The 12,779-nt window shown below is 37.8% G+C and carries 11 protein-coding genes; all 11 read left to right on the top strand.

Annotated features, from left to right (window positions below; translation table 11 throughout):
- On the top strand, positions 1-2,562 hold a 2,562-nt coding region (locus B2Y23_RS08185; protein ID WP_291370143.1), incomplete at its 5' end, for a host specificity factor TipJ family phage tail protein.
- A gap of 59 nt (positions 2,563-2,621) precedes the next feature.
- Positions 2,622-5,324, top strand: coding sequence for a hypothetical protein (locus B2Y23_RS08190; protein WP_291370145.1), 2,703 nt, complete (start codon positions 2,622-2,624; stop codon positions 5,322-5,324).
- Between the two features lie 70 nt (positions 5,325-5,394).
- Positions 5,395-5,649: a holin gene (locus tag B2Y23_RS08195; RefSeq protein WP_291370147.1), complete on the top strand. Its 255-nt coding sequence runs from the start codon at positions 5,395-5,397 to the stop codon at positions 5,647-5,649.
- On the top strand, positions 5,636-6,139 hold the full coding sequence (locus tag B2Y23_RS08200) for a lysozyme (RefSeq protein ID WP_291370149.1): 504 nt from the start codon (positions 5,636-5,638) through the stop codon (positions 6,137-6,139). Before B2Y23_RS08195 ends, B2Y23_RS08200 begins: the two co-directional genes overlap by 14 nt.
- Entirely contained in the window at positions 6,139-6,651 is a 513-nt protein-coding gene (locus B2Y23_RS08205; protein WP_291370151.1) for a hypothetical protein, read from the top strand. The genes B2Y23_RS08200 and B2Y23_RS08205 overlap by 1 nt, the downstream gene beginning before the upstream one ends.
- A 605-nt stretch (positions 6,652-7,256) precedes the next feature.
- Positions 7,257-8,456 (top strand): tyrosine-type recombinase/integrase, encoded by a 1,200-nt coding sequence (locus B2Y23_RS08210; protein WP_163171568.1) that lies wholly within the window; start codon positions 7,257-7,259, stop codon positions 8,454-8,456.
- A gap of 95 nt (positions 8,457-8,551) precedes the next feature.
- Positions 8,552-9,715, top strand: a complete 1,164-nt coding sequence (locus B2Y23_RS08215; RefSeq protein ID WP_291370154.1) for a tyrosine-type recombinase/integrase — start codon at positions 8,552-8,554, stop codon at positions 9,713-9,715.
- Positions 9,716-9,845: 130 nt separating this feature from the next.
- Complete coding sequence (locus tag B2Y23_RS08220; protein WP_291370156.1) at positions 9,846-10,139, top strand: helix-turn-helix transcriptional regulator; 294 nt, start codon at positions 9,846-9,848, stop codon at positions 10,137-10,139.
- A 22-nt stretch (positions 10,140-10,161) separates the two neighbouring features.
- The gene (locus B2Y23_RS08225; protein ID WP_291370158.1) at positions 10,162-10,485 is read left to right on the top strand and encodes a hypothetical protein; all 324 of its coding nucleotides are present in this window, start codon (positions 10,162-10,164) and stop codon (positions 10,483-10,485) included.
- A gap of 234 nt (positions 10,486-10,719) precedes the next feature.
- The gene (locus B2Y23_RS08230; RefSeq protein WP_005104551.1) at positions 10,720-11,043 is read left to right on the top strand and encodes a helix-turn-helix domain-containing protein; all 324 of its coding nucleotides are present in this window, start codon (positions 10,720-10,722) and stop codon (positions 11,041-11,043) included.
- Positions 11,044-11,292: 249 nt separating this feature from the next.
- Positions 11,293-12,779: DUF262 domain-containing protein (locus B2Y23_RS08235; RefSeq protein ID WP_291370161.1), on the top strand; the 1,487-nt coding region annotated here is incomplete at its 3' end.

Raw genomic sequence — 12,779 nt, forward strand, 5'->3', positions numbered from 1 at the left:
ACGGCTGCGTTTAGCGTCTATACTTATATGACCATGCCGAAACCGCAAGTTTCTGCACCACAGTCATCAAATAATGATCTGGCGTCACGTCAGAATCAAGCTCGGTTAGGCGGGCGAATTCCTGAAATTTTTGGGCAATTGCGTGCGGTACCGGATTTAATTGCAGCACCAATGACCTATTACGATGCTAATAACAAGGAAATTGAAGAGTGCTTAATGTTGTGTACCCGTGGCTATGTGCAGGTTCATGATGTTAAAGATGATCAAACTAATATCAATGATATTTCTGACATGGCAGTTTCTGTCTATGATCCTCATACCAGCATTATCGGCACACCCATTTATCAGGTTGGAGCACCATTTACTGAAGCTCCATCTTTTTCAATTAAATCAAAATCTATTAATGGTCAGACATTAAATGTGCCTAATGATCAAAAAGTAGAATCTACAGAACTCTATTTTCAGTTCCCGGGTTTGATTAAGACTACATCCTCAAGTATTAATCTGGATGAGCTGTTTGATCCGAATGATTCAATCGGTATTTACGGTGCTGAATTTTTTAATAAAGATATCTACATAGCAGCAGATACCACATTTACGGCAAATAAAGAGTTGATTGTCATTTCATCAACAGATATTGCGAGTGTGAATAATTTCAAGGAGATTAATCTGTCTGGCGCTTTGATTAAGGTGACGACAGAGATTGAACCGGCACCACCGGAAACAGAACCCACTTATATTGATACCCTTTATGACTTATCCGGGCGTTATAAAGTATCAAATATAATTAAAAACCCATTTTCGGGTAGATTCGCCTATACGATAACCCTGGAGGATGCGCTATCTGTAAATCCAAAATGGGAATATATCAATACAAGCTATACTGATGTGGTGGGTATTGTCTTTACCGGTAATACAAGTTCAATCAATTTGAATGGTACTTACATTGTCGAGTCGGTAACATCCAATGAGATTAAATTAATCAATCCAGACCTGCTGAATAGTGACTGGGCGAAAGTTAATTTTTTACCTAATCAGAATACGCAAGGCCATGCTTTAGTAATTCGACTGGATAAATTGAATAACAGCTGGGTAGGCTGGTATAGCCTGGATTTGGAAAATACTGAAGAACTGGTTTTTAATCTGTTTTACCAAAACGGACTATTCTATCAGGACTCAAAAGGCGGGGTTTGGGCAGAATCAATGACTGTGCAGGTTGAGTATCAGTATATTAACAGCAGCAATCAGCCAGCCGGCCAAATCTACTCACAGCAGTTCACGATTACGAACAGTTCAAAAAGCCCATTTGGAACTACCCGGAGGATTCATTTGAATACACCTGGTCGTGTGCGGTTCCGGATCGCCCGAACGACACCGACTAAAAATGACAAAACCCAGGACTTAACCAAAATTAAGGATGTTTATGCGGCATCGAAAAGCAAGGTTTTGAACTATGGTGATGTCACGATTGTTCGCTCAAAAACACTCGGTACTGAAGGCGCTCTATCTTTGAAAGAGCGCAAATTGAATATGCTGGTGACGCGTAAACTACCGGTCAATGGTATTGGCGCACTGATGCCGACCAAGTCAGCTGCACAAGCCTTAATTTATCTTGCTTTGGATAGTAAAAACGGTCGCAGAAGTACTTATGAAATTGATATCAATCAAATCCTGGCGGTAGAGCAGGAAGTGAATAGTTATTTTGGTTCAACGAAAGCAAGTGAGTTCAGTTATACCCTAGATGACAATAATTTATCGTTTGAAGAAATTGCTGGAATGATCGCAAGCGCAAGCTTTTGTGAAACATACCGGCTCGGATCTAAGCTGCGATTAAAGTTTGAAAAGCCACAACCCAATGCAGTTTTACTTTTTAATCATCGCAATAAAGTTCCAAAATCTGAAAAACGGTCTTATTCGAACCGGATTGATAAAGGGTATGATGGTATTGAGCTTGAATACACCAGCTCGGTAGATGATGCTCGAATCAAATATTCTATTCCTGAAAATGGTTCGGCAAAAAATCCCATGTCCATTAAAACCACAGGCATCCGCACCGATGAGCAGGCAAAAACACGCGCATGGCGTGAATGGAACAAGCTGCTTTTTAAGCGTATCACATGCCAGTTTGATGCACTGGATGAATCCAATTTACTGGCTCGCAATGACAAGATTATGGTTGCGGATAACACATTGCTGGGGACTGAAGATGGTGAGGTAGAGGCGGTTGAAGGTTTGACTTTAACCCTTTCACAAAATGTTGAGTTTTCAGTAAATCAGGTTAAAAAAATCTATCTGCAAATGCCTAATGGTTCGGTTGATATGATTGACTGTCGTGCAGGACTGATGACTAATCAGGTGGTCTTGGTTCGACCCCCAGTAGATTCTCTTGTTGTTGGAACTGATCGATACCTAAAAACAACCTATCAGATAGTGAAGTCTGAAGATGCTGTGAAATCAGCTTTTTTAGTCGCTGAGATGTCACCATCCGGAAAGATGACCAACTCGGTTAAAGCAGTGAATTATGATGCTAGGTACTACCAGCAAGATCATGATTTCTTTTAACTGAATTTAAAGATTAACAGCCACCTTCGGGTGGTTTTTTATTGCCAGAGGAAAAAGTTATGGTTGACATTGTGACAAAGCAGGAACTTGAAGCTGCAAAGCTTGATGTAAAAAGTGCAGGTGAAGCGGTTAATGAAAAAAAGGTTATTGTTCCGCGTTATGGAAACCCATTTAAATCTATTCCACTGGTTGCTCAAGAGGCGGAAGCCAAAGCAGATGAAGTTATTGCGAAAGGTTTTTACACTAGCTTTACCACTGAGGCTGCATTAAAAGCAAGTTTACCAACTGTATCTGAAATGCGTGCACGTGCTGATGATACTCGTAAAATATGGCGTTGGAATCGCACTAGCGCTGTGGGTGTTACACCGGTTACAGGCACATGGACTGATACAGGGTTAAGTGATAAGGATTTAGCGAAAAAAGAAACACTTGATGCTGTTTTCAGAACTACCGGAAAAAACCTTTTTGATAAATCAAAAATTGTTCCTGGGGAGTACTTTAATTCTACACAAAATAAAATTGTGGTATCAACAAACTGGCGCAGAAGCGGATTTATTCCTATTGAGGCTGGAAAAACTTATACCCTGAGTGGGAATATCAGCACCAATCATAATATTGCCTGGTATGCAACCAATGATCCGGCATCAGCTGCCATTTCATTTACGACTTCAAAGGTTGCCCAAGTTGCTCCAGCGGGCGCGAATTTTGCTGTATTCAACCTGACCAATACAGGTCAGGATGTCACCACATATGATGGCACATCGCAATTTGAATTAGGTTCTTTGGCCACCAGTTATGAAGCATTCTTTTTAAAAATATTAAAAAATGATGTGGCTGGAATCCCTGAACTTGAGCAACAAGTTCAAGCAAAGGTTTCAACGACCGAGGTTTTTGACTATAAGTCGTACAACAAGATCAATCCCGCTAATTGTGATTATGTTCGAAGATACTCAACCTCCACAAAAGGTTTTACGGCCGATACCCTGGGCATTGCCGCATCAGCTTATATTCCAGTTGTAGCAGGCGAATGGTATGTCGTCAGCGGTGAATATTTTGGCAATACCGCAACACCGCAAGGCGGTTATTTTACAAGCTCCACAGCAACCACAGCACTGGACAATATCACCTGGGCCAAACCGGTTGATAATGTCGGACACTGTTTTAAGGTCCCTACAGGACTGGGAATTACGCACATTGTTGTCAATTTGAAGAAAACAGCAGTCGGCTCTACACAACTAAATGGAAATGTGCAATTAGAATTAGGTGAGCAAGCAACTGCTTATCAGCCTTATCTGGAAAAAGCACAAATTAAAACTGCACTCTTGCCATCGAACAGCAGTGGTGGCGGATCAGCTGGAGGATTTAATGACGCGGCCTGGTATAAGTTTATCAAGGCAGATGGTGCAAAAATCCATCAAGATAAATTGCCCAAGTTCAGGAAGGCAATGTTGTTGAAGAATGAAGATGTGGTTGTTATAAATACTGGCACATCGTTGACAGCGCGTACTTCTGAGCATTGCACTTTGCGATCAGACGCACCTTTTAGACCACCTATGATGCACTCAAATGCATTTTGTTCTCATATCTGGGATGCACTCAAGTGGGATGGACAGCAGTATCGTCGCTATGATTCTGCATATTTTTCTGAAACCGGCACTTTTGCAACGTCATCCAATCTATCAGAATGGGATGATGGTGCTTATCGGGATGGTTTAACCCGTTATTCAGAAAGTGCAAATGCGGCAGTGCAGTTTCTAATTCCAATCAATGCATGGCAATTCAACTTTATTTATCGTACTGATTCAGTTGGTAGCGACGCAAAAATTACAATTGCCGAGGGGATGGGAAAAGTTCAGGTTTTTGATGAAGCAAGCCAAACATGGGTGGAGGCAAATAACTATACGTTTAGTCAGCTTGAATCCACACCAGCGACACGAAGCGTCAATGTGCCTAATCCTTTAGGTGTTGTGACTGCAACAACATTACAAAGCAAAGCGAATACTACGTACCAGAAGCGATTAAAAATGCGTTGTAGAAATACGGATGGTACTTTTACTTCACTAGACACAGCAAAAACCTTAACTATTGCACGGATTGGTGCAGGTGCACGCTTTATGTACTGGGGAGTCGAGTGGTCGCCACGTCAATTTATGATCTCCTATATCAATAGCGCACGAGGTTCACACGCAACGAATGCCACAACAGCTTCAAATCGAGGTTTACCTCTTTATCAGGATAATGAGATCTGGTCTTTCAAACCTACATTAATCCTATCAGAGCTAGGAATCCATAATGACGGAGCTGGAAGTGCTGGGGCTTATCCGGTAGGTACTTTTGCAGGGCTAGCATACAACTATGTTGCCAATACAGGCTATGAGTTATCTATGTTTAGTCGGGCTGCATATTTTGGTTTAACGCCAGAATACTGCTTCTTTACAGCGTCGATTACCTGGAATTTTAACGGTATTGCAGATGATGGTACCTTGCTATTTGGACTACAAACCAAATCCACTAAAGGCGAAGCACGAATGATGACAGCTTTGGATAAAACCCAGGAGGCAGTCCAATCATTACGTGATAATAATGTACTGGCAATTGATGTAACCAAGCGTTGGGTTGAAGCTGGATTTGCAATTTTTGGCAATTTAAAAACTGCGACTCTAGGAAGTGGTAAGGATGGTCCTACTTTCACAAATGAAGGAAGTCACTGGAATGACACGGGTGCTGCCATTGTAGCTAAGTCAGTCTTACCAATCATTTAATTAATAAAATACTTTATACCCCGACCTTAAATGAGTCGGGGTTTTTTATTGCCAAAAATTAGGGGGCGCAATGTCTGAAACCACCGCAGCAGTAGCGGAAACATCTGCAGCAGCTTTAGGATCAAAAGCAACAGTAACCGGTGGTGCAGCAAGTGCAGCCGGTTTTTTTATGGGCATCGACTGGATGGGGTGGGTTGGTATTGGGGTCGCTGTCCTGGGCTTGCTCATCAATGTCTATTTTTCATGGCAGCGGAATCAGCGTGAAAAAGAAATTCATGAACTGACGAAGCGAAAACTAAATGGTGAATGCAATGTCCAAGACTAAAATATCAGTCGTTTTATTAGCAGCTTCGGCTGCTTTTTTTACGTCTTTAGAAATGCATGAAGGATTTTCAGCTACACCCTATAAAGATGGCGGTGGGGTGGTAACGCAAGGTATCGGCTCAACAGTCAAGCCTAATGGCCAGCCAATAAAAATGTCCGATCCGCTTATCACACGCAAAACAGCGCAAGAATGGGCCAAAACTCATGTTGCCAAAGATGAGATTGCTTTTCGAAAGTCGCTGCAAGGTGTGAAGTTATCGCAGGTTGAATATGACACCTTCCTTGACTTCACCTATAACTTTGGCCAAACCAACTGGAATGGATCATCAATGCTTCGCAATCTAAAGCAGGGCAAATACGTGCAAGCTTGCCAATCATTGTTGAAATGGAAATATGTGGCCAAGCGCGATTGCTCAGTCCGATCTAACAACTGCTATGGGGTGTGGACCCGGCAAATGGATCGTTATCAAAAATGTATAGGAGCGCAGTAATGCCAATACTTTTATGGATTTGGAATAACAAGCGCTGGACTTTGATTATTGTGCTTTTGCTATGCCTATTTTTTCAAACATGGCAAGTGAATAGTTTGGCTGGTGATTTAGGTAAAGCTGAAACTGCTTGTGATGCACGTGTGGCCAAAGCTATTAAGCCTTATCAAGCAGCCATTAAAACAGCCAAAGAACAGAAAGCCATCACTGAAAAAGTCTGGTCAGATAAATATATTGAGGTAGAACAAAATGCGATTAAAAAGATACAAGATGCGAATGCTGCCGCTCGTAGTGCTGACCTGGCTGCTAGTGGGCTGTCAAAGCAACTCAGTGAAGCCAATAAACGTTTGTCCACAGCCCCCAAAGAAACCATCATTGAGTACACCATTACCAACAGTGAGTTACTCGAAGCATGCACAGCAGAATATCGAAGTATGGCAGAAAAAGCAGATGGCCACGCAATTGATGTCGAAAGATTAAGTGAAGTTTGGCCAGAAGACAAAGCCCTCAAGTGAGGGCTTGTATATTGGATATCCGAAAAGTCAAGCGTATCGCCTGTGCTTTGATGGTATAATTTATAGAAAGAAGACTAGAATTTAAGGCACTTTTTCTTTTAGTGGTACATTTAGTAGTACATATTTTTAATTTTAAAAATAAATATAATTAAAACAAATATTTAAAATGAAATTCGTGTGCACGCTGAGGCGCTACGATAGCTGTTCCACCATATACCAAAATGTTTCAAATTAACCGACCATATTTATCTTTGATATTGCCAAATAAATGATAAAATAGACTTACACGAGGATTTCAAGACTTGTGGATAAAGTCGCGTTTAGACCAAGATTATACCAAACTAAAATAAGCTATTGTTTTACTTAAAAAGATTCTACGTTGACATCGTAGAGGTCAGCAGTTCGAGTCTGCTTATACCTACCAAGATTAGATTATAGATGTATTTATATGTACTTATATAGTCAATAAAAGCCCCTAAATTCAATAATTTAGGGGCTTTTTTTATATTCTATGCATTTATATGGATCTATATAATACAGCCCTATTTGTATCACCACGTGTATCACTGTTTAATAATCTAACTCGGTGATACAAGGTATAGGGCATGTTACGGAAAGATATAAAGAAACGACCACTCAGTGAAAAAACATTATCTTCTTTAGTACCTGAGGAAAAAGACTATAGAGAACTCGACGGCGCTTGCTTATATTTTTTAGTCAAAAAATCAGGTGTTAAAAATTGGCAGTATCGTTACAAGAATTCTGAAGGTAAATGGGCTTGGATGGGTCTTGGTTCTTACCCTCAAGTGAGTGCTCAACTTGCTCGTCAAAAAGCACGAGAATTTACTTCAGCTCTTTCTAAAGGTGAAAGCCTGAAGTCGAAGAAAGTACTGCTCGAGGAACGAAAAGAGCTTGAAAGCTTTTACTTTGAAAACCTAATGAGAGAGTGGTTGGACACTAAATCAAGTAAGTGGGGTGAGGCAACATATACGAAAGCTCAAAAATCTATTGAGAAGCACATTATTCCAGTATTTGGTCAAGGTAATTACAAAGAGATTACGCCAAAAGAGTGGTTTGATTTTTTCCAAGGACTACAACGTACTTTAGGCATTCATACTCAGATTGAGAAATTGGTTTCATACGTACGTGGTTGCTATGACTGGGCAAAGTTTAAAGGCAAGATAAATTCAAATCCAATAGAAGGCATGAGCAAACATCTAGATGCCTACGAGTCAGGGAACATGGATTTCGTGACTGTTGATGAATTACCAGCTTTACTTAAGAAAATTCGTAATAATAAAAAGCGCGCCATCGGCATTGGTCTTGAGCTGCTTATGATGCTATTCCCACGTCCAGGTGAGTTAAGGATAGCAAAGTGGGAGCAATTCGATTTTAAAAAAGCCTTATGGACCAAACCTGCAGAAATGACCAAAACACGTCAGGAACATCAAGTCCCACTATCTAAGCAAGTCATTACATTACTCACAGAGTTAAGATCCATTCAGCCAGAGTCTGAGTTCTTGTTTCCGAGCCGTCTTTCTGTCAATAAAACGATTAGTGATATGACATTCAATCTAGCTCTGAATCGCTTGGGGTATAAAGGAAAACAGAATCCTCACGGTTTTAGACATCTTGCAAGTACCATTTTGAATGACGCATTCAGTAATCAAGAACAAGTGATAGAAGTATGTTTGGCGCATAAGAAAAAAGGTGTCAAGGGTGTTTATGATAAATCACAGCATTTAGATGAACGCCGTGTGTTGATGCAGTGGTGGGCTGATTATTTAGATGAATTGGTCAATTAAAAAGTAAACCTTTTTCTTGAACTTAGAATAAAAAATCTCTGGAGATTTTAAGAGCTGTGATCAACTGCTATTAACGTAATTTTTCAGACATAGTAATGAGACGTACCGAGTTAAAGAAAAAAGGTTATTTGGCAGATACAGTTCTTACTGCACTAGAAGTGGAAATGCAAGACTATCGATTATGGGACAGTCCAAATTTATATTTTTTTGTAAAAGCAAATGGCAGCAAAAGTTGGCAGTTTAGGTATAAAAAAAGAAATGGAAAATGGGGGTGGAAAGGGATAGGAGCTTACCCGACTATTAAAGCTAAAGAGGCAAGGGTAATTGCGAGCGGCTATCTGAAAGAAATAGAAGCAGGTACATTTTTAGAAGTTGATAAGTACAAGTTATCTTCACTTATGGAAAGCTTACTTGATAAAAAACAAAAAAAATGGAACCCTAAAAATTTTTCTAAGATGCAATTATCGATTAAAAAACATATTTATTCTGAATTTGGAAATTGTGATTTAAGAACGATTAAAACCATGGAATGGTACGAATTTTTTGCGAGATTAGAATATGATTTAAAAATCCCAGCACAAATGCGCAAACTACTTAGCTTTGCAAGAGAGGCGTACGATTGGGCTTGTATATATTGTGAATATAAAGAAAATCCTGTGCGAGAGGTACAGGGATTTTTTGAACGTCATAAAAGTGGAAATTTCAAATTTGTCGATTTAATTGAATTGCCAGACCTTTTGTCTGCAATTCGTTCATATTCTAGTCGTAGTACAGCAATAGGTTTAGAATTATTGCTTTTACTCTTCCCACGCCCTGGTGAGTTACAACAGGCGAAGTGGGAACAATTCGACTTTCATCGGAAGATTTGGATTAAACCTGCAGAGATGATGAAAAATAAAAAAGAACATCGTGTGCCTTTGCCAGACCAAGCAATTATATTGTTAAAAAGATTAAAAGAGATACAGACACCATCCCCATATTTATTTCCCTTACGAAATGACCCAATGATGGCAATGAGTGTGGATACCTTCAATGAAGCGTTAATATCTTTAGGCTATGAGAATAAACAGCATGCACATGGTTTTAGGCATTTGGCATCAACAACGCTTAATAATGAATTTAGTGATAAGTATCAAATTATCGAATCTGCACTATCTCACGTTAAACAGGGTACAAAAGGTATATACGATAAAGCAGAGCATTTCCAAGAACGAGTTGATCTAATGCAGTGGTGGGCAGATTATGTCTATTCACTCTGAGTTAATCAATCCCTGTGAAAATTTAAGAGTCACCTTATAAGGTGACTTTTTTTTCGAGTTTTATCTCAAAATAATTTTCAATTTTTGGTCTTTGCTACGCTTTACTTAATGTCTTTATTTGAGATTAAAAATGGGTTGTGTGATTAATAAAAATGAATCTGAATTAACTGAAAAAATTGAACAATCTGAAGTATTCAGCATTGTTCAGATAAAGCCTTTCTTATTGAGTTACAACACTGTATGTAAGCTTCTAGGTATAGAAAGAAACGCATTGCGAAATTTAATGAAGAAAGATGACCGCTTCCCAAAACCCTTGAAAATGGGGCAATCTCGTCAAGCAGCTGTCTATTTTGATCGGGAAGAAATTGAAGTCTGGTATCAAGGGTTTAAAGAAAGATGCCGAGGTCAAAATGAGAAAATTTAAGAAGTTAAAGAGGATTCTAGAAGTGGCCAAAAAAAATGGTAAATGTCAGATAAGTAAACAATACGCTGTAGTCACCAAAATGTATCAGCCATATATCAATATGACCGTTAATCAAATTGATATTGATGACATATTAGAAAATAAGAATAAAAAGCCAGTCATATTACAAGAGGGCTTTTGGATTGAGGATAAGAAGGGGACATATCTCTTTTGTGGCTATACGGCGTTGTGTATGTACATGCATCTCAGATACGTCGGAATGGATGAGATACTTCAGCAACTCTATGGAAAACGAGAGTTAACTGAAGAAGACAAAGAACAGTTACTCAAAATAAAGTATTCTTGAGTTGGGAATGACTAAGGCATAGGAATTCTATGCCTTTTACTAACTTCTACAAAGTTCCCAATATGGGACTTAAAGCTTAAAAATAAATTATTAAGTACCTTTCTTCATATTAAATTTCCTCTTTTAATTTCTTTTGATGATGTCTTTTTGTCGAAATAGACTATAAAATACTGACAATATATATATTGAAAATTGTCGATATAGTCAAGTTTTATTGTCGATTTATGGTGTTTTATGCTGGCTGAAATGGATTCTGAGTTGTTTTGTGCTCGGCTCAAAGAAATAAGAAAACAAAGAAAATTGACTCAGCAAGAACTTGCTGAAAAGTCTGGTATTCCATCTACGTCGATTTCACATATTGAAGCTGGCTCTCGTAAGCCCTCTTTAGAAAATTTTTATAAGCTTGTGGTTGTCTTAAATGTGTCTGCTGACTATCTACTAGGGCGTACAGCACGTAGTTCAGATGTAGGTAACGATCCAATTGCTAAATCAATTCAAGAGTTACCTGAGTTGGAGAGAGAGATGATTGAGAAATTCATATTGTCTTTGCAAAAATAATTGATCCGTATTTGTAATAAAACAAATGTTAAATCCATGACCTTTTGATGGTAGGAAAACTCAGTTAAATAGTTCAAGTGAGGTTGAAAAATACTCAATCATTGCGTCGAAGAAGTTTGATTTAAGAGAGGATAAAGAGCTTTTTGATAAGACTTATGGGTAAATCAAGTTACTTTATTAATCAGGTAGATAAAAATAGTACGTTGTAAAAAGAGGGCAAGAGTGAACACAACTTTAATGATAGAACCAATGAATATCCAACAATTATTGGAAAAGAACTTTTTTATTCCGGCCTATCAACGAGGATATAGATGGACTCCTCAACAAATTAAAGATTTTTTAAATGATATCAATCAATTTGAACCTAAAATAAATGATAAAGGTGAGAAATCTTGGTACTGCTTACAGCCTTTGGTACTTAAGCCTATGGATCGGGATTCTATAAGTATAAATGGGCTGGATATTGAAAAAACATGGTATGAGGTCATTGATGGGCAGCAACGGCTTACGACTATTTTCTTATTGATCCATTACATTAATGAAATGTGGAAAGGTAAATCTAAATATAAAGAGTTTACTTTAAAATACCAGACTCGCCAATCTAGTTCGGATTTCTTAAATAATTTAGAAATTGATATTAATAATGCATCTATTAGTGAGCAAAATATTGATTTCTTTTTTATAAGTAATGCTTATCAAACAATTCATGAATGGGCTGAAGGATTAGAATCACTAGGGCAGTTAAATTCAGCTGAATTAGAATCAAAATTTGTTCATTATACGAAAGTTATTTGGTATGAAACTGATAGTGATTCAGTAGAAGTATTTACTCGTTTAAATGTGGGGAAAATTCCATTAACTAATGCTGAGTTGATAAAAGCATTATTTTTAAACAAGACTAACTTTATTGAATTAAATGATAAAGATAAGGCAAAAATAAGATTACAACAGATTGAAATATCAACAGAATGGGATCGAATGGAATATGCCTTACAAAATGATTCATTATGGTATTTTTTAACAGATAAAAAAGTATTAACAACCCGAATAGACTTAATTTTTAATTTAATATCAAACAAAAAAAGTAATGACGACGATTTTTTTACATTTAGATTTTTTTCAGAAAAGTTAAAACAAGAAAAAATAAAACAAGTATGGCGTGACGTGAAACAATGTTTTCAGACACTTCAAGAATGGTATGAGGATAGAAAATTATATCATAAAATTGGTTACCTAATCGCCACTGGTTTTGGTATTAATGAAGTTTACGAATTAAAAAACTCTAAAAGTAAAAAGGAATTTCTTAATTTAATAAACGAAAAAATAATAGAGTATTTGCCAGGAGATGATTTAGATGAGTTGCAATATGGATCTCCAAAAATACGCCCAATTTTATTATTCCATAATGTCCAAACGCTATTAAATAATAAAAATGAAACAACCAAATTTCCATTTGACCGTTATAAAAAAGAAAAATGGGATGTGGAACATATCACTGCATTAGCTGACCAGCCACCAAAGTCTGATCAGCATAAAAAAGATTGGATAAAAGAAATTTTAGACAATATTTCAAACTTGAATTTAGATTCTAGTTTGCAAACTAAACTTATAGATGTTCAAAGTGATTTAACAAAGTTTGATGAGTTTTTTATTCAATTTATAGAGGCATTCCAGGGACAAGGATTGGATGTGAATTCTATTGATAACCTAGTATTGTTAGATTCTTCAACAAATAG

This window comes from Acinetobacter sp. UBA5934 (assembly GCF_002430855.1).
Classification (GTDB): domain Bacteria; phylum Pseudomonadota; class Gammaproteobacteria; order Pseudomonadales; family Moraxellaceae; genus Acinetobacter.

Coding starts and splice junctions, on each gene's coding strand:
- B2Y23_RS08195 (WP_291370147.1), top strand. CDS start 5,395: ATGTCTGAAACCACCGCAGCAGTAGCGGAAACATCTGCAGCAGCTTTA.
- B2Y23_RS08190 (WP_291370145.1), top strand. CDS start 2,622: ATGGTTGACATTGTGACAAAGCAGGAACTTGAAGCTGCAAAGCTTGAT.
- B2Y23_RS08230 (WP_005104551.1), top strand. CDS start 10,720: ATGCTGGCTGAAATGGATTCTGAGTTGTTTTGTGCTCGGCTCAAAGAA.
- B2Y23_RS08210 (WP_163171568.1), top strand. CDS start 7,257: ATGTTACGGAAAGATATAAAGAAACGACCACTCAGTGAAAAAACATTA.
- B2Y23_RS08200 (WP_291370149.1), top strand. CDS start 5,636: ATGTCCAAGACTAAAATATCAGTCGTTTTATTAGCAGCTTCGGCTGCT.
- B2Y23_RS08215 (WP_291370154.1), top strand. CDS start 8,552: ATGAGACGTACCGAGTTAAAGAAAAAAGGTTATTTGGCAGATACAGTT.
- B2Y23_RS08220 (WP_291370156.1), top strand. CDS start 9,846: ATGGGTTGTGTGATTAATAAAAATGAATCTGAATTAACTGAAAAAATT.
- B2Y23_RS08205 (WP_291370151.1), top strand. CDS start 6,139: ATGCCAATACTTTTATGGATTTGGAATAACAAGCGCTGGACTTTGATT.